Origin of the sequence: Kaistia algarum (assembly GCF_026343945.1) — a bacterium.
GTDB lineage: Bacteria > Pseudomonadota > Alphaproteobacteria > Rhizobiales > Kaistiaceae > Kaistia > Kaistia algarum.
Genome location: NZ_JAPKNJ010000002.1, coordinates 630,361 through 653,699 on the forward strand (window position 1 = coordinate 630,361; position 23,339 = coordinate 653,699).

Genomic DNA, 23,339 nt, shown 5'->3' on the forward strand with positions numbered 1-23,339 from the left:
GTAGAGCCCGTTCAGGTTTCAATTTGCAGCACGCCTGCGAGCATCCGGCGCAACACCGGTTCAATACGGGCGGGGGTAAGGTCCGGATCGGAAATCTGGCGGAGCGCGATACCGTCGACCGAGGCCATCATCATGCCGATCGTCGCATTCATGTCGTCGACCGGCGGAATGTCGCCCCGAGCCACCGCCTCGGCGAAGATCTCCCGGATCGTTTCGCGGACCTGATTGTCGATGCGCGCGAAGCGTTGCCCGATTGCCGTGTTGCGAAGGCTCTCGGCCCCGATCTCGGCCATCAGGCTGGAGGCGCCAGCCTCGCGCATGAAAGCAAAATAACCGAGTGCGCAGCCGACCACGCGGTCGATCAGCGGCGCGGTTCCGCGCATCAACTGAACGATCGCCGCGGCATCGCAGCGCTCGTCTTCGGCGATCGCCTCGATGATCGCTTCCTTGGAGGGAAAATAACGATAGAGCGCGCCGGGGCTCATCTTGGCCTCGGCGCAGATCTCCTGCATCGACGCACCGCGAAAACCGGACTGCGCGAAGCACACCCGCGCGGCATCCAGAACCTGCGCGCGGCGCGCGTCATGGACACTCTGCAGCCTCGCCCCCGCCTCGACACCCGCAACTATCGCCATGCTCAAAAACCCGCGATCCGACCATGCGAATGAATATTCGCTCGCGACAAATGGGGAGACGGGAGGAAAGAGTCAAGCAGCCCGTTGAACAGTGACATGCGGATGGCTTGGCCCGCGAGGATGCAGCGCCAATCCGGCGCGGTCGCGACAGCGATGTCCAAACCGCAGATTTCCCTCCACCCGGCAACGCTCCATGATGTCGAAAGATGATCAAAGGAAGTCCGGCAATTCACTCCAGTGACTACGCCGCAATCGCAACGCATAACCCAAAGCGGCACCGGGCAACTCGGAAAACCCGGAAGCGAGCAATGTCGCCAGCAACTCCATCGAGGGTTCCATTTCGGCGGCGAGGCCAACGTCAAACGGCTGACCGCGGCCGATTGCGCAGCTTCTTCAAGCTCATCGCGAGGGATCTGGAACAAGACCGCATAGAGGGCCAGCAGGAAGAGCGGGGTAAGAGCGGTGCCGACCACGATCCCATCCATCATGACGAAGGCCATCAGCCCCCCAGAACACCTCCCGCGACGGCGGCCTTGATCGTGATGGCAGAGATCCTGTGACAACGAGCGATCGGGTTGCCTCTTGAGCGAGAAAAGGTCGTACTGGTATCAACTGTCCAGTTAGTCAATGATGGTTCAAGCCTTGAGCAAGCAGGCGATTTCTATGTCGAATGCAAATAAGCTGACCCGCGCCGAGCAGAAGGCCCTTAGGCCGATTCAGATTCTTGATGCGGCCTTCGAGGAGTTTGTCGCGAATGGATTTACCGCGACACGCGTCGAAGACATTGCGGAACGCATTGGCGTCACCAAAGGCACGATCTACGTCTATTTTCCGACGAAAGAAGAACTATTTTCGGCCATGGCCGACTATATCTCGAAGCCTCTGGAAGACCTTTTGCGCGATTCGTTAACGCTTGAAGGAACATGCGCCGCTCGCCTTAAGTCGCTCTTGTTCCTGTTTTATGAACGCGTGTCCGACGATCGCCATACCAGGGAATTGATACGCTTGGTGATATCAGAAGGATCGCGGTTTCCCCAGGTCGTCGAGGCCCATCATGACAAGCTGGTGGGCCCGCTCTTTGCTTTGACCCAATCTTTGCTTGATGAGGGTATCGAGAGGGGCGAGTTTCGGAACGCGCCTGCAGCCTTGGCCCCCGTGGTGGTCGCTCCCGTGATTGCCATGATGGTGGAGACGCTCATCTTTGGTGGTCGCCGTGATGTCGATCTTCCGTCCTACATTCGGGCCCATCTGGACCTTGTCATGAACGGCGTTGCCATCGTTCGCGACCCGCGCACACAGTCACCCACTCGATGATCAACTGGAGCGGTAAGTATTTGAATTTTCAGATAGTATAACACTAAGAAATCGACAGTTACCGTCAGATTCATACGCAATTTATTTTCCACAATAAATGTGGAGCGGTGCGCGACGTCAATCTTTCCGTTCGTATTATATACGAAGTGCGGGATAAATGGCTAGAGCTGATCGAATAAGCTCGCGATTGACTGCGAAACACCGCGCAACCGCACCTCCCGCAGACCGGCGTTCGGATGGGCCTGAATCATTCCCACTCGATCGTCCCCGGCGGCTTGCTGGTCACGTCGTAGACGACGCGGTTGATGCCTTTTACCTCGTTGATGATGCGGGTGGCTGCGTCGGCCAGGAAGCTCATGTCGAAGTGGAAGAAGTCGGCGGTCATGCCGTCGACCGAGGTTACGGCCCGGAGCGCGCAGACGTTGTCGTAGGTTCGGCCGTCGCCCATGACGCCGACCGTCTGCACGGGTAGCAGCACGGCGAAGGCCTGCCAGATCGTGTCGTAGAGGCCGGCCTTGCGGATCTCGTCCAGATAGATCGCGTCGGCCTTCCTGAGGATATCCAGTTTGTCGCGCGTAATGCCGCCCGGGCAGCGTATGGCGAGGCCGGGTCCTGGGAAGGGATGGCGGCCGACGAAGAAGTCTGGCAGGCCGAGTTCGCGACCGAGCGCCCTCACCTCGTCCTTGAAGAGTTCGCGCAGCGGCTCGACCAGTTTCATGTTCATGCGCGCCGGAAGGCCGCCGACATTGTGGTGCGACTTGATCGTCACCGAGGGGCCGCCGGAGAAGGAGACGCTCTCGATCACGTCGGGATAGAGCGTGCCCTGTGCCAGGAATTCGGGCGCGCCGCGGCCATCCTCGGCGATCTTCTTCGCTTCACGCTCGAAGACCTCGATGAACAGGCGGCCGATGATCTTGCGCTTGGTCTCGGGGTCACTGACGCCCTCCAATTCACCGATGAAAAGATCGGCGGCGTCGACATGGACGAGCGGGATGTTGAAGTTCTCGCGGAACAGGGAGACGACCTGCTCGCTCTCACCGAGACGCATCAGCCCATGATCGACATAGACGCAGGTGAGCTGGTCGCCGATCGCCTCATGGATCAGCACGGCGGCAACGGCCGAATCGACGCCGCCGGACAGCGCGCAGAGCACGCGGCCCTTGCCGACCTGGCTGCGGATCTTGGCGATCATCTCGTCGCGATAAGCGGTCATCGTCCAGTCGGACTTCAGCCCGACGATGCGATGGACGAAATTGGCGAGCAGCTTGCCGCCGTCCGGCGTGTGCAGCACTTCGGGGTGAAACTGCACGCCATAGAGACGGCGTTTCTCATTGGCGATCGCCGCGAAGGGAGCGCCTTCGGAGAGGGCGATCACCTCGAACCCATCCGGAATTGCCGTGATCTTGTCACCATGGCTCATCCAGACCTGATGGCGCGAGCCCGGCTCCCAGACGCCTTCGAACAGGGGCGAGGCCTTTTTCACCTCGACGAAGGCACGGCCAAATTCGCGATGATGGCCGATCTCGACCGCGCCGCCGAGCTGGGCGCTCATCGTCTGCTCACCGTAGCAGATGCCGAGAACGGGAACGGAAGCCTCGAACACGCTCTCAGGCGCGGACGGCGCCTCGATGTCGCCGGTGCTGGCCGGACTGCCGGAGAGGATCACGCCCTTTGGCTTCAACCGCGCGAAAGCCTCTTCCGCCTTCTGGAAGGGGTGGATCTCGCAGTAAACACCCGTCTCGCGCAGACGACGCGCAATGAGCTGCGTCACCTGGGAGCCGAAATCGACGATGAGGATGGTGTCGTGCATCGGGAGGGGTCCAGCGAAACGAGGAAAGGCCACCCGTTAAGGGAAAGCCGGGAGAATCGCAATCTTTCTCCGGGCTGAACCGCCTCCCCTGCCCGGCTTCGAACGATCAGTTCGCCGCAGGCACGGATGCCGGGGCCGGCGCCACCGGCTTCGGAGCCCATTCGGCGAACTCGCCGCAGCCGTTCGGTGCGTTGATGTCGCCGAAACGTTCCTTGAGCTTCGTGCAGGCATATTCGCGCGCCGAAAGCGGCAGCTTCTCGTTGATCATCACGCCGAACTTGTCATTCGGATCGGCCGAGGCAAACACATAATAAGCCCAGTATCCGCCGACAACGACGATGAGAAGGATGATCAGCCGGACGAGCCCGCGCATGGTAGCAACTCCTAGGATTGGCTTTGTGAAGCGCGCCCGTTCTATCGGCGCGATCGGTGGGTGTCGAGGCGAGCGGATGACGCGGGTGACAAAGGTCACAAGCCGTCAGCCGCGCCGCTCCAGCACCGAGAGGAAGAAGCCGTCGGTTCCGCTCATCCGCGGCGTCATCAACAGGCCGGTTTCGAGCGGGCGCATCGCGCCGCCGACGGTGATCATGGCCTGACTCTCGAAGGCATCGACGAGAGCAGCCGGAGGACGCACGACATAGGCGGAATGGGCAGCGAGGAAAGCGGCAATTCGATCGCTGTTCTCCTCCTCCAGCATGGAGCAGGTGATATAGGCGAGCCGACCGCCCGGCTTGACGTAGCGCGCCGCCGTCGCGAGGACGAGGTCCTGGTCCTTGTTGCGGTCGCCGAGGCTGCCCGGACGGATGCGCCACTTGGCGTCGGGATTGCGCCGCCAGGTCCCCGTGCCCGTGCAGGGGGCATCGACGAGGACGAGATCCATCCGCCCTTCCAAATCATCGAGCACGTCGCTGCCCGGCTTCGGCGTACGGACCTGAACGTTGCGGACACCTGCTCTCGCGAGGCGATCATGGATCGGGGCGAGACGGCGGCGATCGGAATCATGGGCGAATATCTGGCCGTGGTTCCCCATCGCCGCGGCGAGTGCGAGCGTCTTGCCGCCGCCGCCGGCGCAAAGGTCCAGCACCTGCGTACCCGATTGCGCGCCCGCGAGTTCCGCCGCCAGCTGGCTGCCGAGATCCTGGATCTCGATATGGCCTTTCAGAAACGACTCCGTCGAAGCGATGTGCGGCTCGCCGCGCTCGGGCTCCAGCGGCAGGCGCAGGCAGAGCGGCGACAAGGCTGGCCGCTCCGGCACACGGCCGAGTTCGGATGCCAGCTCTGCCGCGACTCGGTCGGGTTCCGCCTTCAATGTGTTGACGCGGAGGTCCAGCGGCGCGGGCATGGCCAGAGCCTGCATCTCGGCGATGACATCCTCGCCAAAGATTCGATGGAGTTGCGGCGCCAGCCATTCCGGATAGTCGCCGCGCACCCATTCGGGAGCCGAAGCCATCCGATCTTCGGAAAGCGCCGCGCGCTCGGCCTCGTCAAGCGGTGCCGGCGCGAAGCGCTCGCCTCGGATGGCCGCCTCGACATCCTCGATTGAGCGGCCGCGATGGAGACGGAAGAGCCCGAGCACGACGGCGCGTCCATCCTCGCCGCCAGCGGCGAAGGCGGACGAACTCCTGTGCCGGAGCGCGTCGAAGACGAGGTCGCCGATCGCGCGGCGATCCTTCGATCCGGCGAAGCGGTGGGCGAGGCCCCAGTCCTTGAGCGCATCGGCCGCCGGCCGGCGGCGGTCGATGATGTCGTCGAGAATTTCGATGGCGGCGGAGATGCGGGCGACTGGGATCATGCCCTGCGGTCTAAAGGATGCGGATCGCGAGGTCCACCCAAAGCGCGACGACAAGCAGGAAAGCAGCAAAGAAGCTCGAATGGCGCAATGTCAGAGGGCCCTTCAGGCTGCCGATCGTGTGCAGCAGTCGAGCTGCGACAAAGAGCCAGGCCAGCGCGAGCTCCAGGATCGAGATGCCGTCGATCAGGAACAGGAAGCCGATGACGACAAAAAAGAGCATCGGCAGCTCGAACTGATTGGCCAGGTGCCGCCGGCCCGCCGCCGATTCGGCCGGCTCCTCGCCGGGGGCAAAATCGGTAGAGGTGACGGCCCCGCTGCCGACGGCAGCGAGGCGGGCGCAGAACAGGTACACGTACCCGACAAGGATCAGCGCGACCTGCGCGATGGCTGGCCAGAAAATGACGGTCTTGAGCATGGAACCTCGTTGATGTCAGCCAATGCCCGGGTAGTTCGGGCTTTCGCGCGTGATCGTGACGTCATGGGTATGGCTTTCGCGCAGACCCGCAGACGATATACGAACGAAACGCGCCCGCTCGCGAAAGGCTGCGAGATTTTCGGCGCCGACATAGCCCATCGCGGCGCGAAGCCCGCCGGCGAGCTGGTGCAACACCCCCGAAACCGGCCCCTTATAGGGTACCTGCCCCTCGATGCCCTCGGGCACGAGTTTCAGCGTGTCGCGGACTTCCGCCTGGAAATAGCGATCGGCCGAGCCGCGCGCCATTGCGCCGACCGAGCCCATGCCGCGATAGGCTTTGAAGGAGCGGCCCTGGTGAAGATAGACCTCGCCCGGGCTTTCCTCGGTGCCCGCCAGCAGCGAGCCGATCATGGCGCAACTGGCGCCGGCGGCGAGCGCCTTGGCGAGATCGCCGGAATATTTGATGCCGCCATCGGCGATGATCGGCACATCGGCCTTGTCGGCCACGGCGACGGCTTCCATGATGGCGGTCAGCTGCGGAACGCCCACGCCGGCGACGATGCGTGTCGTACAGATGGAGCCCGGCCCGATGCCGATCTTGACGGCATCGGCGCCCGCGTCGATCAGAGCCCGCGTGCCTTCGGCGGTAGCGACATTACCGGCGATGATCTGCACGCGATTGGACAGCTTCTTGACCCGCTCGACGGCTTCGAGAACCCGCTGCGAATGGCCGTGGGCGGTGTCGACGACGATCAGGTCGACGCCGGCATCGATAAGGCGCTCCGACCGCTCGATCCCGTTCTCGCCCACCGTCGTGGCCGCCGCGACGCGCAGGCGCCCCTGCTCGTCCTTGGCGGCGTTCGGATGGAGCTGCGTCTTTTCCATATCCTTGACGGTAATCAGCCCGACGCAACGATAGGAATCGTCGACTACGACGAGCTTCTCGATGCGGTGCTGATGCAGCAGCCGTTTCGCTTCCGGCTGGCTGACGCCTTCCCGAACCGTGATCAGGTTCTCACGAGTCATCAGCTCATAGACGCGCTGATCCGGATTGGAGGCGAAGCGGACGTCGCGATTGGTCAGGATGCCGACAAGCCGGCCGGGCGTGCCCTGGCCTTCAACGACGGGAATGCCGGAAATGCGATACGCCTTCATCAGCGCGAGCGCCTCGGCGAGCGTCGCGTCGGGGCCGATGGTCACGGGATTGACCACCATGCCGGATTCGAACTTCTTGACCTGACGAACTTCCTCGGCCTGCTGCTCCGGCGAAAGGTTGCGATGGATGACGCCGAGACCGCCGGCCTGCGCCATGGCGATCGCGAGACGGCCTTCGGTGACCGTGTCCATCGCCGAGGAAATGATCGGAATGTTGAGTTCTATGGTGCGGGTCAGGCGCGTCCTGACATCGACCTCGCCGGGCATGACGAGCGAATGGCCCGGCTGGAGCAACACGTCGTCGAACGTCAGCGCGTCCCGCCCGGTCGAAAGTTCGATGATCTGCGCCATGCCAATTCCTCGAAATGCAAAGGACCGGCCGGAGGTCAATGCGGCCTTCGGCGAGTCGTGGGGCTAAGAATGAGGTTGGCGCGGGTCATTATCATGACGAACGGCGGCAGGGAAGCCGCATCGTGAACGATCCGGTTCGGATGAGCCCGCCTCAAGCGACGGCCACCTTTTTCAAGGGGGAGTCGAGGCGGTGAATCGCGCTGTCGCAGCGGCCCAGCCTTCGTTCGGACCCCTTACGAAATGAGCCCTTGAGCCTAGCTTGCCGCGCTGCAATAAATCGTATACGCAAGTGCTCATCCATACCTCAGCAGCGCCGACTGGTCGTTGTGATGGCCGACGCGCGGGTTCTCTCGACAGCTGTTTTTGCTATTGTCCAAAGGGGGTTGGCCGAATGACCGACAAGAAGGCGACGCTCACCATCGGTGATCAGTCCTGGGATTTCGGGATCAAGGAAGGGACCATCGGTCCCGAAGTCGTCGATATCGGTTCGCTTTACGCCAAGACCGGCCGCTTCACCTATGATCCAGGCTACACGTCGACCGGCGCCTGCGATTCAAAGATCACCTTCATCGATGGTGACGAAGGCGTCCTGCTCTATCGTGGCTATCCGATCGAACAGCTCGCCGAGCATGGCGACTTCCTTGAAACCTGTTATCTCCTGCTCTACGGCGAGCTGCCGACCGCAGCGCAGAAGGCCGATTTCGATCAGCGCGTGACCTACCACACGATGGTGCACGAGCAGATGTCGCGCTTCTATACCGGCTTCCGCCGCGACGCCCATCCGATGGCGATCATGGTCGGCGTCGTCGGCGCGCTTTCTGCCTTCTATCACGACTCGACCGATATCTCGGACCCGCACCAGCGCATGGTGGCGAGTCTTCGCTTGATCGCGAAGATGCCGACCATCGCCGCTATGGCCTACAAGTACCATGTGGGCCAGCCCTTCGTTTATCCGCTGAACTCGCTCGACTACGCCTCGAACTTCCTGCGCATGTGCTTCGCCGTACCGGCAGAGGAATACAAGGTGAACCCGATCCTCGCCCGCGCGATGGACCGGATCTTCATCCTGCACGCCGATCACGAGCAGAACGCCTCGACCTCGACTGTCCGTCTCGCCGGCTCGTCGGGCGCCAATCCGTTCGCGTGCATCGCGGCCGGCATTGCCTGCCTGTGGGGGCCCGCCCATGGCGGCGCCAACGAGGCGGCGCTCAACATGCTGCAGGAGATCGGCACGGTCGAGAAGATCCCGGAATATATCGCCCGGGCCAAGGACAAGAACGATCCGTTCCGCCTGATGGGCTTCGGGCACCGGGTCTACAAGAACTACGATCCGCGCGCCAAGATCATGCAGCGGACCTGCCACGAGGTGCTCGGCGAACTCGGCATTACCGACGATCCGGTGCTCGAAGTCGCGCTGGAGCTCGAGCGGATCGCGCTCAGCGACGATTATTTCGTCGAGAAGAAGCTCTACCCGAACATCGACTTCTATTCCGGCATCACGCTGAAGGCGCTCGGTTTCCCGACGACCATGTTCACCGTGCTGTTCGCCCTCGCCCGCACCGTGGGCTGGATCGCGCAGTGGAAGGAAATGGTCGAGGATCCGGGCCAGCGCATCGGCCGCCCCCGCCAGCTCTACACCGGCGCCGACCGCCGCGACTATGTGCCGGTGTCAAAGCGGCGCTGAAGCGCCATCGCGGGACGCGAAAGGAGCGCGCCGGGAGATCCGGCGCCTCAATTTTTCTGCTGCGACAGGTCCAATGTGACAATCAGAACGGAAAGGGCTCCAGGCCCTTTCCATAGGTGAATGTGCCGGACGTCCTGATCTCCCGGGCCGCCTGACTGACGGCGCTCAGCGCGGCGCGGGCCAAGGCGCCGCCGATACTGATTCTGGCGACACCCAAGGCCGCCAGCGCGTCATAGGTCCAATCGGCGTTTCCCGAACTCACAAGAACATTGACCGGCTTGGTGAGGGACGCCACGACAAGGCCGATCGCATCCGACGGCACCAGCGGCGCATAGAGAACGTCCGCCCCGGCCTTCTCGAAGGCCTGCAGGCGCCGCAACGTATCGTCCAGGTCAGGTCGTCCGTGCAGGAAATTCTCGGCTCTCGCCGTTAAGGTGAAGGCGAAGGGCAGCGATCTGGCAGCCTCCACCGCGGCATGAACGCGTTCCACGGCGAGTGCGAAATCGTAGATGGGCGAGAGGGCATCGCCGGTCGCGTCCTCTATCGATCCGCCGACCAGTCCGGCCTCCGCGGCGAGCTGGATCGTCCCGGCGATGCCCTCCGGGTCGTCGGCGAAGCAACTCTCCAGATCGGCGGTGACAGGCAGATGTGTCGCTGCACAGATGCTTCGGGCGTTGTCGATGGTCTCCGAGCGGCTGACGGCTTTGACGCCATCCGTGCGCCCGAGGGAAAATGCCAGTCCCGAACTCGTGGTCGCCAGCGCTTCGAAGCCCAGCCCCGTCAACAGCCTCGCGGTACCTGCGTCATACGCATTGGGAACCACGAGCGGCCGAAACTTCTGGTGAAGCGCCCGAAAGGACGCCCCACGCTCCGTCTGATCTGGCATCGCCGCCTCCCGGAAAATCCGGCCTCAGGGGAAAGGACAACCCCGATCGCCCGGCCTGCGGACAGCGGGCGGTCCATATTATCCCTTCAGTCGCTCCAGCGCTGCCGTGAACTTCGCCTTCAGTTCCTGCGTTTCCGCCAGGCGCTCGCGCTGCTCATCGATCACTTCTTCCGGGGCGCGGCTGACGAATTGCTCGTTGCCGAGCTTCGCCTCGATCTTACCGATCTCCTTCGCCGCCTTGTCGATCTCCTTGGCCAGCCGGGCGCGCTCGGCGTCGAGGTCGATCACGCCCTCGAGTGGCAGGGCGATCGTTGCCTCGCCAACGACCGTCTGGACGGCCCCCTTGGGCGGCGCAGCCGCCAGCGTGATGTCGGAGGCGCGGGCCAGTCGGCGGATCAGCACATCATGGGTAGCAAGGCGTCCGATCGTGGCGTCGGAGCCGCCGATGACGATCAGCGGCACCTGGGCGCCCGGCGGAACGTTGATCTCGGAACGAACCGAGCGAACCGCCGAGATCAGGTCGACAAGCCAGTTGATCTCGGCCGCCGCATCCGCGTCCTCGAAGGTCAGCTCCGGCCATGCTTCGAGAATCAGCGGCTTCGGCCGTGCCGGGCCGGTCTCGCCGATCCGGGTCCACAGCTCTTCGGTGATGAAGGGCATGATCGGATGCAGCAGCGTGATGATCCGGTCGAAGGTCCAGCCGATGGTGGCGCGCGTCTCCGCCTTCGCCGCCTCATCCTCGCCGTTCAGGACCGGCTTCACCAGTTCCAGATACCAGTCGCAGAAAGTGTTCCAGACGAAGCGGTAGAGCGTGTTCGCCGCGTCATTGAAGCGGTAGCCGACGATCGCCTCGGTCACGGCCCTGGCCGTGCGGGTGGTCTCGGTCGCGATCCAGCGATTGAGGCGCTCGGTCGCCGCCGACGGCTCGAAGCCTTCGACGCGAACCGCGCCGTTCATCTCGGCGAAGCGGGCCGCATTCCAGAGCTTGGTCGCGAAATTGCGATAGCCCTCGACGCGAGAGGTCGCGAGCTTCAGATCGCGCCCCTGCGCCGCCATGGCGGTGAGCGTGAAGCGAAGCGCGTCGGCGCCATATTCGTCGATCAGGCTGAGCGGGTCGATGACGTTGCCCTTCGACTTCGACATCTTGGCGCCCTTCTCGTCGCGGACGAGGGCGTGGATATAGACGTCCTTGAAGGGCTCGATCGGCTTGCCGTCGGCATCCTTCATGAAATGCAGGCCCATCATCATCATCCGGGCAACCCAGAAGAAGATGATGTCGAAACCGGTAATCAGAACCTGGGTCGGGTAATAGCGCGCGAGTTCCGGCGTTTCATCGGGCCAGCCGAGCGTCGAAAACGGCCATAGGGCGGAGGAGAACCAGGTGTCGAGCACGTCCTCGTCCCGACGGAGCGAGATTTCGAGGACATCCTTCGCCGCGCCGCTCGTCGCCGCAAGCGCCTCCGCCTCGACGCTCACGCGCTCCAGATTGGGGTAGAGCCCCTTATAGTGTTCCCGCGCCTCGGCGAGCGCCTCCGCCTCGTCCGAGGCGACGAAGATTTTGCCGTCTGGCCCGTACCACGCCGGAATCTGGTGACCCCACCAGAGCTGGCGCGAGATGCACCAGGGCTGGATGTTCTCCATCCACTCGAAATAGGTCTTTTCCCAGTTCTTCGGGACAAAGTCGGTGCGCCCCTCGCGGACCGAGGCGATAGCAGGCTGCGCCAGCGTGTGGGCGTTGACATACCATTGCTCGGTGAGGAACGGCTCGATCGGCACGCCGCCGCGATCCCCGTGCGGGACGGCGTGGCCGTGCTCCTCGATCTTGTCGAGATAGCCCTGCTCTTCCATCATCGCGACGATGGAATTGCGGGCTGTGGTCCGGTCGAGCCCATCGACGTTCGAAATGAAATCGTCGAGCGCCGCGGTCCTCTCCAAGCCTGCCAGAAATTCTGCATTGCCGGCGATCGCGACATTCGCCTGCCGGTCCAGGACCGAGATCATCGGCAGTTCGTGACGCCGGCCGACCTCGAAATCGTTGAAATCATGCGCCGGCGTGATCTTGACCGCGCCGGAGCCCTTCTCGGGGTCGGAATATTCGTCCGCGACGATCGGAATGCGCCGGCCGACCAGCGGCAGGACAGCCTCCTTGCCGACAAGAAACGCGTAGCGCGGATCGTCCGGGTGAACCGCGATCGCGGTATCGCCCAGCATGGTCTCCGGCCGGGTGGTGGCGACCACGATATAGTTCCGCGCCTCATGACCATCCGGCTCGCCATCGGACGGCTTCCAGTCCTGCATGACGCCATCGACGTCGAGCTTGAACGGATGGGCGTAGACGTCGCCGTCGGCCAGCGGATAGCGCAGGTGGTAGAGCTTGCCCTTGGTCTCGACCTGGATGACCTCAAGATCCGAAATCGCCGTCTCCAGCGCCGGATCCCAGTTGACGAGGCGCTTGTCCTTGTAGATCAGGCCTTCGCGGTAGAGCTGGACGAAGACCTTGACGACGGCTTTCGACAGCCCCTCGTCCATCGTGAAGCGCTCGCGCGACCAATCGGCCGAGGCGCCGAGGCGCTTCAGCTGACCGATGATGGTGCCGCCCGACTCGCCCTTCCACTTCCAGATCTTCTCAACGAAGGCGTCGCGGCCGATCACGCGGCGGTTCGGCTCCTGCCGTTCCGCCATCTGGCGCTCGACAACCATCTGCGTCGCGATGCCGGCATGGTCGAGTCCGACCTGCCACAACACGTCCTTGCCGCGCATGCGCTCAAACCGCACGAGGATATCCTGGAGCGTGTTGTTGAGCGCGTGGCCCATATGCAGCGAGCCGGTGACGTTCGGCGGCGGAATGACGATGGCGAAGGTTTCGGCACCGGGCTTGGCGCCGGCACCGGCCTTGAACACCCCGGAGGTTTCCCAGGCATCGTAAATGCGCGGCTCGACGCTGGTGGCGTCGTAGTTCTTCTCAAGCATGGCCGTTTCCGGATGAAAATCGTTGGCTGCTGTAAATCGGATGCCCCGGCCTGAGTCAACCGATAGCCAATCAGCGGCCATTGCCGCAGGATCTCCGACTTCACTACGTTCGATATGGGGTGCGTCGATCCGCTGCGCCGCTTACCGTCCGCGAGAGACGCGCTCGATCTCGTCGCGCACCAGTCGCTCGACCAGCGGCGGCAAATTGGTATCGAGCCACGCCTTCAGCATCGGGCGCAACATCTCCTTGACCAGATCCTCGAGCGTCCGCGACCCACCAGAGGCCAACACCGTCCCGGCGAGATTCCCGAAGGCTGAGTTCACCGCGGCATCGGCGCCCACGGAAAGCAGCGGACGGCCAGGGGCCAATTCGTCGACATGGCTCCCGGCCGGAGCCGGCTGGGGACGGACATCACGGCGGGGCGCCGCAGCGATTCCGACGCGCGGGTGAGCCACCTCGATACGCGGCGGCTGCATGGCGACCTGACGGATCGGTTGAGCCGGCAGCGGGGGATTCTCGGCCGCCTGCGATGATGCCGGACGCAGGGGAGCGCGGACGGGCTCTGGCGCTGCGGGCCTCGGCTCTGGAGAGCGCGTCGCGAAAAGAGCGTCGATTGCGTCCGTCGAAAGGGTTGGCGACGGAGCCGCTCTGACGGGGGCGACGGTCGGATGCGGCGGCGGGGCGAGCGGCTCAGCATCGTCCTCGGAGATAATCCGCCGGATCGACGCCAGGATTTCTTCCATCGACGGCTCTTGCGCCTGACTGAGCTTGGCCATTGCCACCCCGAAACTCACACCACTCCGAATCGCGAATCTTCCGCGTCATTCCGAGTGTCAGAGTAGACATATCCCAGCCGTACGAAAGCTATGCCGGCGATTTTCCCCGGCATAGCAGCGGCGATCAGCGGCCGTCGGGCGTGCGCAGGCCGATCCACTTGTCGCGGACAGCGTTGTAATGCTGCTGCGGCTTGTAGGTGGCGACCTTGAGACCGAGCCGGTCAGAGGAAAGTCCGCCCATTGCCGAGAGCAGCGTATAGGCCGCGTCAACCTCCGACCGCTGCGCGAGGACCAGGGTTTCACGTGCATCGATGAGGGTCTGCTGCTGGTTCAGCACGTCGAGCGTCGTGCGCTGGCCGACCTTCTGTTCCTCGATCACCCCGGAGAGAGCTAGCTCGGCGGCCTTGATCTGCGCCTGCGCCGATACGATCGCGGCACGGGAAGCCTCAAGCTGGCCCCAAGCGGAATCGACCGCCGAGCGAACCTGATCGCGGGCGCTGTCGAGCTGGATGCGTCGCTGGCCGAGGATTTCCTTGGCTTGACGAGCCTGAGAGTAGACGACGCCGCCCTCATAGATCGGGATGGTCATCTGCGCGGTAAGCGAGGCCGAGTCCGACCAGGAAACGCCCTGAGACGCATCATCCGAATGCGACGCCGAACCCTGAAGCGAAACCGTCGGCAGCAACTGCCCCTCGATCGACTTCACGTTGAACGCCGCTGTGTCGACATTGTAACCAGCGGCGAGGATCGCCGGATGGTTCTTCTGGCCGACCTGGATGGCGGCATCGACCGTCTTCGGCAACAGACGATTGTTAAAGACTGGATTCACGAGGTTCTTCGGCTTGGCGCCGATGATCTGCAGATAGGTGGCGTTCGCCGAATTCAGGTTGGCGACGGCGACGTCATAGGCCGTCTGACCCTGGCTCAGACTCGCCTCGGTCTGCGCAAGATCGGTGCGCGTGCCCTCGCCAACCTTCAACCGGTCGGCGGCAGCCCGCTGCTGCTCCTGCAGGAAGACGATATTCTGTTCGCGAAGCGCCAGGATCGCCTGTGTCTGGATGACGTTCGTGTAGGCGGAGACGGCGTCCAGAAATACGTCCTGCTCGGTCGAGCGCAGCGTCTCGCGGCCAGCGAGCACGGACGATTCGGCCTGTTTGACGTTGTTCTGAGTCTGGAAACCTCGAAACAGCGGCTGCTCGATCGTGATGCCGACCGAGCGCGGAGTGAGGTTATAGCTACCGGCTGACGTCCGCCCCGACAATATGCCGGCCGACGCGCTGCCGGTGACGACCGGACGATAGCCGGACAGCGCCTGCGGCACGCCTTCATCCGTCGCACGGAGAGCCGCGCGCTGGGCGTTCAGCGTGGGGTTGGTACTATAAGTGAGCGTCAGCGCGGCATTCAGCGTATCCGCGCGAACGGCAGGGGCGGCCACGAGAACCGCAGCCACGGCTGCGGTCGTCAAGAAGACCCGGGAAAAATACAATGTCAAACCTCGGCGTTGCGAGGCGACGCCCCCCTACCGGACGTCCACCAACGAACCTAACGCGGTTAAGATACGCTGGGCTCCATGACCGTCAAATGGCGCAGCCCACGAAACCGTTGATAAAGTGTGCAATGCGGCCCGAAAGCAACAGGGTCCGATATGGAACCCATCAGCGAGACGCAACTAACGCTTTGAATTACAAGGATAATTAGAACACGAAGCCGGGGGATGCCGAAAAGCCGGGCAGTGACCGGATATGGGTATTGAATACGGGACGGCCGCTGACGGACTCGCCGGAGCGCGTATAGACCGTCGCCTTGGCGGCAAGACCGCGTGAACCGACCACGGCAATGATTCGGCCACCTTCGGCAAGTTGCGCGATCAGAGCGTCCGGCAGGACTTCGACCGCGCCCTCGATCAGAATCACGTCATACGGCGCCTTGGCCAGCCACCCGGCGGCGAGCGGGCCGACGACGACTTCGACATTGGAGGCGCCAAGACCCGCGAGGTTCGAGCGGGCCTGGCCCGCCAGCACCGCGTTCTCGTCAACCGCCGTTACCGATGCGGCGAGACGGGAGAGTATCGCAGCGGCATAGCCGGTCCCGCATCCGACATCGAGCACCGATTCGTTCGGCAGGATGTCGGCGAGCTGGACGAGGCGCGCCAGCGGCCCCGCCTCCATGAGGTAGCGAGCAGGCTCGCCGGGAGCCGTTAGCAACATGTCCTCGTCGATATAGGCAAGCGGCTTCAGAGCTTCCGGAACGAACGTCTCGCGCGGCACGGCCGCGAATGCGTCGAGAACATCGTAGTCGGTCACGTCGACCGGCCGGATCTGGCAGTCCACCATCGTAGCTCGCGCCGTGGCGAAATCGACCATGATCGGAAACCTCGCGTCGAATATTGGGCTTTCCTGATCCATAACGAGCGAGGGGCGGGGTGACAAGTCGCTAGCAGCGCGCCTCGGCGACGCAGGCGCGGCGGCCGACGCAATTCGGCGTTGGACAAGCCATAGAAAAGACTTGCCTACCCATGGCCCTTCCCTCTACATCCGCACCCCGAGGGCCTCGTGGCGGAATGGTTACGCAGAGGACTGCAAATCCTTGCATCCCGGTTCGATTCCGGGCGAGGCCTCCAATCTCCCTCTTGCGAGACGCTCCATGGCGCATCGTCTCCCTTCCCTGCCCGGCGAAACGCCGCGGCATGGCGGAGCGTTGATAGCGGCGTCTCGGGCCTATGGCATCGCGGCCGCGGACTGGCTCGATCTTTCCACGGGAATCAACCCCCTCGCCTATCCGCTGAAACCGTTCGATCGTGACGATGTCGCTCGCCTGCCCGATCCGGAGCGGCTCGCCAGCCTGATCGATGCCGCCCGCCAGGCCTATGGCGCGCGCCCTGACACCGAGATCCTGCCGGTCGGCGGAACGGATCTCGCGATCCGCCTGTTGCCGATGCTGGTTCCGCCAAGTGCTGTCGCGATTCTCTCGCCGACCTATTCCGGGCACGGAGAAGCGTGGCGCGACGCCGGGCACCGGGTACTGGCCGTCCGAGACCTCCGATCGGCCCTCGCGGCCGCGCCGATCGTCGTGCTCGCCAATCCGAACAACCCGGATGGACGAACCCATGAGGCCGCGGAACTCGTCGCCGCGGCGACCGACGGCGCCGTCGGCCGGCTGCTCATCGTCGATGAGGCATTCTGCGACCTTACGCCCGAGATCAGCCTCATCCCTCAGCTGCCCAACGGCACCTTGGTGCTGCGGTCATTCGGGAAATTCTACGGACTTGCCGGCCTCCGGCTTGGCTTCGTCGTCGGATCGGGCGCAACAGTCGAACGGCTGCGGCGCGTCCTCGGCGACTGGCCGGTCTCCGGCCCCGCCATCGCGGCTGGGACGGCAGCGCTCGCCGACGAGCCATGGCAGGCAGCGACTCGCGAGCGGCTGGCGCTAGATCGTCTACGGCTCGACGCGGCGCTTTTCGCGCACGACCTCGACCGGATCGAAGGCACGGATCTCTTCCGCACGGTCCATACGCCGCTGGCCGCCGATCTTCACGTCGAGCTGGCACGGCGGGGGGTGTGGACCCGAATCTTCGACGCCGAAACCGATCGGATCCGCATTGGCCTGCCGGCCCGCGACGCGTTCGGAAGATGGGAAAGCGCTCTAGCAGAAGCGGTGGCGCGGATCAGCTAGAAGGCGCGGAACGTCATGATCGTCAGCGTGTCGCGAATGCCGCTGAATCGCTGCACCGATTCGGTGACAAAATGTCCTGGATCCACATGGTCTTCCAGATAAAACTTCACGAGAAGGTCGAAGTCACCGGCCGTTGAATAGATCTCGGAAGCGATCTCGGCATCGGCGATCGCCGAGGCAACCTCATAGGCTCGGCCCAGCTCGCATTTGATCTGCACGAACAGCGCCTTCATCGCGATCTTCCCTCATCGTCCAGCCGGCCTCGCGGAATCAATTCGCAGCGCGAAACCTTTCCAAGCCGGCATACGTAGCTAATTGACCCTTATATGGACAAGTGCGGGAGATCGCCATGCTGCGTACCGTCTTCCTCGTCTTTGCGCTGATTTGCGCTGCGGCCGGTCCGCTCTTGGCGCAGACGTCCGCGGCCCCCGCCTCCGCGGAGTGGCAATCCGTCGTCAAAGGGCAGATTGAAGCGTTCAGGCGGGACGACGGCCCAGCGGCCTATGGCTTCGCTGCACCTGGCATCCAGGCCATGTTTCCGAGCCCGGAAATCTTTCTCGGCATGGTGCGGAAGGCCTATCCGCCGGTCTACCGGCCCTCGTCGATCGCTTTCGGCGAGATGACGCAGACAGATCACGGACCCACCGCCAGGGTATTTCTGACGGCAGAGGACGGAAGCAACTGGATCGCGCTCTATCGCTTCGAGCGACAGGCCGACGGGAGCTGGAAGATATCAGGCTGCCAGATCCTGAAGGATACCGCGCCGACGATCTGACAGGCGCAGTCAAAGCGCGGAAATATCGCCCCGCGCCCAGCCTTCCTTGGTCGCCAGACGGAAGGTTTCGAAGCGGCGCTCATCGATTGCGGCGCGAATGCCGGCCATCAGCGCCTGATAATAGGCGAGGTTGTTCCACGTCAGCAGCATGGCCGCCAGCGTCTCGTTGGCCTTGAAGAGATGGTGCAGATAGGCGCGCGAATAGTCGCGGCTCGCCGGACAGTCCGAGGCTTCGTCCAGCGGCCGGTGGTCCTCGGCGTGGCGGGCGTTCTTCAGGTTCACCTTGCCGAAGCGCGTGAAGGCGAGCCCGTGGCGGCCGGCCCTCGTCGGCATCACGCAGTCGAACATGTCGACGCCGCGAGCGACGGATTCGAGGATGTCGTCCGGCGTGCCGACGCCCATCAGGTAGCGCGGCTTGTTGGCCGGCAGGCGCGGCGTGGTGATGGAGAGGATTTCGAGCATGACATGCTGTGGCTCGCCGACGGCGAGACCGCCAATCGAATAGCCCTTGAAGTCCATTGCCGCGAGTGCGTCGGCTGATTCCAGACGCAGGCGCGGATTGTCGCCGCCCTGCACGATGCCGAAGATCGCCTTGCCGGGCTGGTCGCCGAAGGCAGCCTTGGAACGCTCCGCCCAGCGCAGCGACAATTGCATGGCGCGCTCAATCTCGGCCTCGGACGCCGGCAGCGCCACGCATTCGTCGAGCTGCATCTGGATGTCGCTGTCGAGCAGGCCCTGGATCTCGACCGAGCGCTCCGGCGTCAACTCATAGCGACGACCATCGATGTGACTCTGGAAGGTGACGCCGTGCTCGTTCATCTTCCGGAGCTGCGACAGCGACATGACCTGAAACCCGCCGGAATCGGTCAGGATCGGATGCGGCCAATTGGCAAAGACATGCAATCCGCCCAACTTGGCCACCCGCTCGGCGCCGGGACGCAGCATCAAATGGTAGGTGTTGCCGAGAATGATGTCCGAGCCAAGCTCGCGGACCTGGCCCGGATACATCGCCTTGACCGTGCCGGCGGTGCCGACGGGCATGAAGGCCGGCGTGCGGATCTTGCCACGCGGCATCGACACTTCGCCCCGCCGGGCCATGCCGTCGGTGCCGAGAAGCGTGAAGGTGAAGCGGTCGGTCATTCGTCGGCCTTCGGATGGAGCAGCGACGCATCGCCGTAGGAATAGAAGCGATAGCCGTTCGCGATCGCATGCGCATAGGCGGCGCGCATCGTCTCGAGGCCGGAGAAAGCGGAGACCAGCATGAACAAAGTCGAGCGAGGCAGGTGGAAATTGGTCATGAGGAGATCAACCGCGCGGAAGCGATAGCCGGGCGTGATGAAGATGCTCGTCGGGCCGTGGAACGGGCGAATGATCCGGTCCTCGCCGGTCGCGCTCTCGAGCAGTCGGAGCGAGGTCGTGCCGACGGCGACGACGCGCCCTCCCCGCGCCCGCACGGCGTTCAGCGCATCGGCCACCGCGGCCGACACCTCGCCGCGCTCGGCGTGCATCTTATGCTCGGCCGTATCGTCCGCCTTGACCGGCAGGAACGTGCCGGCGCCGACATGCAGCGTCACGAAATGACGGGCGACGCCCATCGCATCAAGGCGGTCAAAGAGTTCCGGCGTGAAGTGCAAGCCCGCTGTCGGCGCGGCGACGGCCCCGTCCTCGCGGGCGTAGATGGTCTGGTAGTCGCGCTTGTCCTCGCCGTCCTCGGGACGCTTGGAGGCGATATAGGGCGGCAGCGGAATATGGCCGACGCTGGCGATCGCCTCGTCGAGCGCCGGTCCCGACAGGTCGAAATCGAGCACGACCTCCCCGGCTTCGCCCTTCTCAGTAACGGTCGCGGCAAGACCGGCCAGCAGGCAGGCGCGGTCCGCGCACTCGCCAAAGAGGATCCGCTCGCCTTCCGCAATCTTCTTGGCCGGCCGCACAAAGGCCCGCCAGCGGCTTCCGCTCTCGCGCATATGCAGCGTCACACCGATCCGTGCGGCGACACCGTCGCGGACGCGCTCGCCGAAAAGCTGGGCCGGAATGACGCGGGTATCGTTGAAGACAAGGGCATCGCCCGGCCGCAGAAGGTCGGGCAGGTCGCGCACGATCCTGTCCTCAGGTGCCTCTCCCGGCCGGACGACCATGAGCCGAGCCGCATCGCGCGGCCGCGCCGGGCGAAGGGCGATGTTCTCTTCGGGAAGCTCAAAATCGAAAAGGTCGACGCGCACGAAGTTCCTTGAGAATGATGACGCCTGCGAAGCGTCCGTTCCTAGCGGCCCTTGTCGCAGGGCTCAACAGGATCTTGAAGGAGGCGGACGCTGTCGGGCCGCCTGCCGGGTCTAAGCATTTCCCAGGTGCTGCCTCAGACGATTCCCATTCCACCGTCGATGATGAGTTCGCTGCCCACGATGAAGCGCGCCTCGTCGGAAGCAAGGAACACAACGGCGTTGGCGACTTCCACCGCCTGACCGAAACGCCCGGACGGAACCAGGGCAACCACCGCCTTCGCCCTCGCCTCGCTGGCTTCCTTATCGAGGCCGAGCTTGCCGTTGAGTGGTGTATCGATCGGCCCCGGACTGACGACATTCGCCCGGATGCCACGCCCGATCAGTTCGCCGGAGAGCGTGCGCGCCAGCGACACCATGCCCGCCTTCGCGGCCGAATAGATGGAAGTCGTCGGCATGCCGAGATGCGCGTTGATCGAGCCGGATAGCACCAGCGACGCCGGATTGTTGAGGAACGGCAGCAGCGCCTGAATCAGGAAATACGGCCCCTTGAGATCGACGGCGATCGAACGGTCGAAGCCGGCCTCGTCCCAATTCTCGATCGGCCGCAGATCGGCCACGCCGGCGTTCAGGAAGGCGATGTCGAGCCGGCCAAACGCCGCGCTGACCTTCGCCGCGATTTCGCGCTGCGCCCCGACATCACCAGCATCGGCCTGAATGATCGTGACACCCGGCCCCAATGTCGCGCGCGCCGCGTCGATGCCTTTCTGACTGACGCCTGTCACGGCCACGCGCGCGCCCTCCTCGACGAAGCGCTGCGCCGTAACGAGGCCGATGCCGCTCGTGCCGCCGGTGATGAGGGCGGTCTTGTCCTGAAGTCGTCCCATACACAATGCTCCTGCTATGCTCGACGCTGCTTCGGGGCGGTTTCGCCCGACCGACGGCTCATGCGCATAGGCTGTGGCCAGAACGGCGGTCGTTGCAATCGGAACGTTTATTCGAGGTTCGGGCATCTCGATTGAGGCGGCAGATCATCGTGATCTGCCGGTATCCTTTAAGCAAGATGGCCGGGACGAGCCCGGCCATCTCGGAATCACGAACGGCAAGCGCCGCTCTTGCCGACCTTACGCTACGTCGGCGGCGACCTTTGCCGAGATGATCTTGTCGGGATCCTTCACCGGCTCGCCGCGCTTGATCTTGTCAATGTTCTCCATTCCCTCGATGACCTGACCCCAGACGGTGTACTGGCCGTTGAGGAAGCTGGCATCGCCGAAGCAGATGAAGAACTGGCTGTCGCCGGAGTTCGGGTCCTGGGCGCGGGCCATCGAAGCCGTGCCGCGGCGATGCGGCTCGCGGTTGAACTCGGCCTTCAGCTTCTTGCCGGAGCCGCCCATGCCCGTACCGGTCGGATCGCCGGTCTGCGCCATGAAGCCGTCGATGACGCGGTGGAAGACGACGCCGTCGTAAAAGCCCTCGCGAGCCAGTTCCTTGATCCGCGCGACGTGACCCGGCGCGAGATCGGGCCGAAGCTCGATCACCGCCGTGCCCTTGGTCGTCTCTAGGATGAGCGTGTTCTCCGGGTCCTTGATATCGGCCACGGTATTCTCCTTTTCGATTGTATCGTTTGTGCCGGCAGATGCCGGCAGCGGCTGGTTGGGGTCGGCCTATTTGGCGTCGGCGGCGAGCTGCATCTTGATGATCTTGTCGGGGTCCGACGGCGGCTCGCCGCGCTTGATCTTGTCGACATATTCCATGCCGCTCACGACCTCGCCCCAGACCGTGTACTGGCCGTCCAGGAAGCCGCCATCGGCGAACATGATGAAGAACTGCGAATTGGCGGAATCGGGGTCGGAAGCGCGCGCCATGCCGAGCGTGCCGCGATCAAAATGCGCCTTGGAAAACTCCGCGGCGATATCCGGCTCGTTGGAGCCGCCAGCGCCAGTACCGGTTGGGTCGCCCGTCTGCGCCATGAAGCCATCGATGACGCGGTGGAAAACGAGGCCGTTATAGAAGCCCTCGCGCGTCAGCTTCTTGATCTGCGCCACGTGCTTGGGTGCGAGATCGGGACGCAGCTTGATGACGACGCGGCCGTCCTTCAGGTCGAGATAGATCGTATTCTCGGGATCGAGCTTCTCGTTCGCCGCTTGAACCGGCGCGGCGACGAAGAGGAAGGCGGCGAGCGCCGCCATCAGACCAAGGATTCGAGTCAAGGAAATCTCCGGATGGATGGCTGGCCGCCCAGTCGCGGCGGCATCAGGAAGCGAATTTTTGTGTCAGCTTTCGGGCGACCGTCGGCGGAACGAAAAGCGAGACGTCGCCGCCTAGCTTCGCGATCTGCCGAACCAGCGTCGCCGTGATCGGCCGCGTCTCGGGCGAGGCCGGCAGAAAGACGGTGCGGATCGAGGGCTCAAGCCGGCCATTCATGCCGGCGAGCTGCATCTCATAGTCGAAATCCGTCCCATCGCGCAGGCCTCGCACGATCGTTCCCGCGCCATGCTTGCGCGCCGCATCGACCGTCAGCCCCTCGAAGGCGACGATCTCTATCCGCTCCGCATCGCCGGCCACCTCTCCTACAACCTCACGGATCATCGCCACACGTTCCTCAAAGGTGAACAGCGGCGTCTTGCCAGGATGGACGCCGATCGCCACGATGACATGGTCGGCAAGCGCCAAGGCAAAACGGATCATTTCGATGTGGCCGTTGGTGAGCGGGTCGAAGGATCCGGGGAAGAAGGCCGTGCGAGTCATGCGGGATGGATGCGCCGTATCGCGAAAGTGTTACCGGAGTTGATGCGGGGCGAAGGTGGAACCATCTGGCAAGAGAGGCATTGATTAACCACCTGTACAATGAACGAACGACGCGTTGTGAAGTCGTTCATAGTCGCTA

23 protein-coding genes and 1 tRNA gene are annotated in these 23,339 nt (G+C 63.8%); 5 read left to right on the forward strand and 19 right to left on the reverse strand.

Annotated elements, in window-relative coordinates; translation table 11 throughout:
- Positions 1–11: 11 nt before the first annotated feature.
- Complete coding sequence (locus OSH05_RS16200) at positions 12–635, reverse strand: TetR/AcrR family transcriptional regulator (protein WP_104219105.1); 624 nt, start codon at positions 633–635, stop codon at positions 12–14.
- 2 nt (positions 636–637) lie between these two features.
- Entirely contained in the window at positions 638–1,135 is a 498-nt protein-coding gene (locus OSH05_RS16205; RefSeq protein WP_133163108.1) for a hypothetical protein, read from the reverse strand.
- 163 nt (positions 1,136–1,298) lie between these two features.
- On the opposite strand from OSH05_RS16205, the gene OSH05_RS16210 reads away from it, so the two are divergent.
- Positions 1,299–1,949, forward strand: coding sequence for a TetR/AcrR family transcriptional regulator (locus OSH05_RS16210; RefSeq protein WP_104219300.1), 651 nt, complete (start codon positions 1,299–1,301; stop codon positions 1,947–1,949).
- Positions 1,950–2,196: 247 nt separating this feature from the next.
- Here OSH05_RS16210 and guaA read toward each other — a convergent pair whose 3' ends face one another.
- From guaA to guaB, 5 genes are all read right to left on the reverse strand, one after another.
- A complete protein-coding gene (gene guaA, locus OSH05_RS16215; RefSeq protein ID WP_104219107.1) occupies positions 2,197–3,759 on the reverse strand; it encodes a glutamine-hydrolyzing GMP synthase in 1,563 nt (520 codons plus the stop codon).
- 106 nt (positions 3,760–3,865) lie between these two features.
- Complete coding sequence (locus OSH05_RS16220) at positions 3,866–4,132, reverse strand: hypothetical protein (protein WP_104219108.1); 267 nt, start codon at positions 4,130–4,132, stop codon at positions 3,866–3,868.
- Positions 4,133–4,237: 105 nt separating this feature from the next.
- Complete coding sequence (locus OSH05_RS16225) at positions 4,238–5,551, reverse strand: RsmB/NOP family class I SAM-dependent RNA methyltransferase (protein ID WP_104219109.1); 1,314 nt, start codon at positions 5,549–5,551, stop codon at positions 4,238–4,240.
- 10 nt (positions 5,552–5,561) lie between these two features.
- Positions 5,562–5,966 (reverse strand): MAPEG family protein, encoded by a 405-nt coding sequence (locus OSH05_RS16230; RefSeq protein WP_104219110.1) that lies wholly within the window; start codon positions 5,964–5,966, stop codon positions 5,562–5,564.
- 15 nt (positions 5,967–5,981) lie between these two features.
- Positions 5,982–7,472, reverse strand: a complete 1,491-nt coding sequence (gene guaB / locus OSH05_RS16235) for an IMP dehydrogenase (protein ID WP_104219111.1) — start codon at positions 7,470–7,472, stop codon at positions 5,982–5,984.
- Positions 7,473–7,863: 391 nt separating this feature from the next.
- Here guaB and gltA point away from each other — a divergent pair, with 391 nt between their 5' ends.
- Entirely contained in the window at positions 7,864–9,156 is a 1,293-nt protein-coding gene (gene gltA, locus OSH05_RS16240; protein ID WP_104219112.1) for a citrate synthase, read from the forward strand.
- An 82-nt stretch (positions 9,157–9,238) separates the two neighbouring features.
- Here the strand turns inward: gltA and OSH05_RS16245 are convergent, their stop codons facing one another.
- From OSH05_RS16245 to OSH05_RS16265, 5 genes are all read right to left on the reverse strand, one after another.
- Positions 9,239–10,042: an isocitrate lyase/PEP mutase family protein gene (locus OSH05_RS16245; RefSeq protein ID WP_104219113.1), complete on the reverse strand. Its 804-nt coding sequence runs from the start codon at positions 10,040–10,042 to the stop codon at positions 9,239–9,241.
- A 78-nt stretch (positions 10,043–10,120) separates the two neighbouring features.
- On the reverse strand, positions 10,121–13,012 hold the full coding sequence (locus OSH05_RS16250) for a valine--tRNA ligase (RefSeq protein ID WP_104219114.1): 2,892 nt from the start codon (positions 13,010–13,012) through the stop codon (positions 10,121–10,123).
- Positions 13,013–13,153: 141 nt separating this feature from the next.
- Positions 13,154–13,756, reverse strand: coding sequence for a PopZ family protein (locus tag OSH05_RS25145; RefSeq protein WP_323181462.1), 603 nt, complete (start codon positions 13,754–13,756; stop codon positions 13,154–13,156).
- A gap of 157 nt (positions 13,757–13,913) precedes the next feature.
- Positions 13,914–15,239: a TolC family outer membrane protein gene (locus OSH05_RS16260; RefSeq protein ID WP_266352600.1), complete on the reverse strand. Its 1,326-nt coding sequence runs from the start codon at positions 15,237–15,239 to the stop codon at positions 13,914–13,916.
- A gap of 244 nt (positions 15,240–15,483) precedes the next feature.
- Positions 15,484–16,152: a protein-L-isoaspartate O-methyltransferase family protein gene (locus tag OSH05_RS16265; RefSeq protein WP_104219116.1), complete on the reverse strand. Its 669-nt coding sequence runs from the start codon at positions 16,150–16,152 to the stop codon at positions 15,484–15,486.
- Positions 16,153–16,335: 183 nt separating this feature from the next.
- On the opposite strand from OSH05_RS16265, the gene OSH05_RS16270 reads away from it, so the two are divergent.
- Together OSH05_RS16270 and cobD are read left to right on the forward strand one after the other, a co-directional pair.
- A tRNA-Cys gene (locus OSH05_RS16270) sits at positions 16,336–16,409 on the forward strand.
- 23 nt (positions 16,410–16,432) lie between these two features.
- Positions 16,433–17,461 carry a threonine-phosphate decarboxylase CobD gene (cobD, locus tag OSH05_RS16275; protein WP_104219302.1) on the forward strand — a complete coding sequence of 343 codons (1,029 nt, stop codon included), beginning with the start codon at positions 16,433–16,435 and terminating at the stop codon, positions 17,459–17,461.
- Here cobD and OSH05_RS16280 read toward each other — a convergent pair.
- Complete coding sequence (locus OSH05_RS16280; RefSeq protein WP_104219117.1) at positions 17,458–17,694, reverse strand: Lrp/AsnC ligand binding domain-containing protein; 237 nt, start codon at positions 17,692–17,694, stop codon at positions 17,458–17,460. The two genes, cobD and OSH05_RS16280, sit on opposite strands and share 4 nt — an antisense overlap.
- A gap of 116 nt (positions 17,695–17,810) precedes the next feature.
- Here OSH05_RS16280 and OSH05_RS16285 point away from each other — a divergent pair, with 116 nt between their 5' ends.
- Positions 17,811–18,236 carry a DUF4864 domain-containing protein gene (locus OSH05_RS16285; RefSeq protein WP_104219118.1) on the forward strand — a complete coding sequence of 142 codons (426 nt, stop codon included), beginning with the start codon at positions 17,811–17,813 and terminating at the stop codon, positions 18,234–18,236.
- Between the two features lie 9 nt (positions 18,237–18,245).
- On the opposite strand, the gene tgt is transcribed toward OSH05_RS16285, so the two are convergent.
- The 6 genes from tgt to coaD all read right to left on the reverse strand — a co-directional run bounded on the left by tgt (position 18,246) and on the right by coaD (position 23,200).
- Positions 18,246–19,376, reverse strand: a complete 1,131-nt coding sequence (gene tgt, locus OSH05_RS16290) for a tRNA guanosine(34) transglycosylase Tgt (RefSeq protein WP_104219119.1) — start codon at positions 19,374–19,376, stop codon at positions 18,246–18,248.
- The gene (gene queA / locus OSH05_RS16295; protein ID WP_104219120.1) at positions 19,373–20,455 is read right to left on the reverse strand and encodes a tRNA preQ1(34) S-adenosylmethionine ribosyltransferase-isomerase QueA; all 1,083 of its coding nucleotides are present in this window, start codon (positions 20,453–20,455) and stop codon (positions 19,373–19,375) included. Before queA ends, tgt begins: the two co-directional genes overlap by 4 nt.
- A gap of 134 nt (positions 20,456–20,589) precedes the next feature.
- Positions 20,590–21,339: an SDR family oxidoreductase gene (locus tag OSH05_RS16300; RefSeq protein ID WP_104219121.1), complete on the reverse strand. Its 750-nt coding sequence runs from the start codon at positions 21,337–21,339 to the stop codon at positions 20,590–20,592.
- A 237-nt stretch (positions 21,340–21,576) separates the two neighbouring features.
- Positions 21,577–22,050, reverse strand: a complete 474-nt coding sequence (locus OSH05_RS16305; protein ID WP_407660402.1) for a peptidylprolyl isomerase — start codon at positions 22,048–22,050, stop codon at positions 21,577–21,579.
- Between the two features lie 66 nt (positions 22,051–22,116).
- Positions 22,117–22,641, reverse strand: coding sequence for a peptidylprolyl isomerase (locus tag OSH05_RS16310; protein WP_104219122.1), 525 nt, complete (start codon positions 22,639–22,641; stop codon positions 22,117–22,119).
- Between the two features lie 64 nt (positions 22,642–22,705).
- Positions 22,706–23,200, reverse strand: a complete 495-nt coding sequence (gene coaD, locus OSH05_RS16315) for a pantetheine-phosphate adenylyltransferase (protein WP_104219123.1) — start codon at positions 23,198–23,200, stop codon at positions 22,706–22,708.
- Positions 23,201–23,339 lie beyond the last annotated feature (139 nt).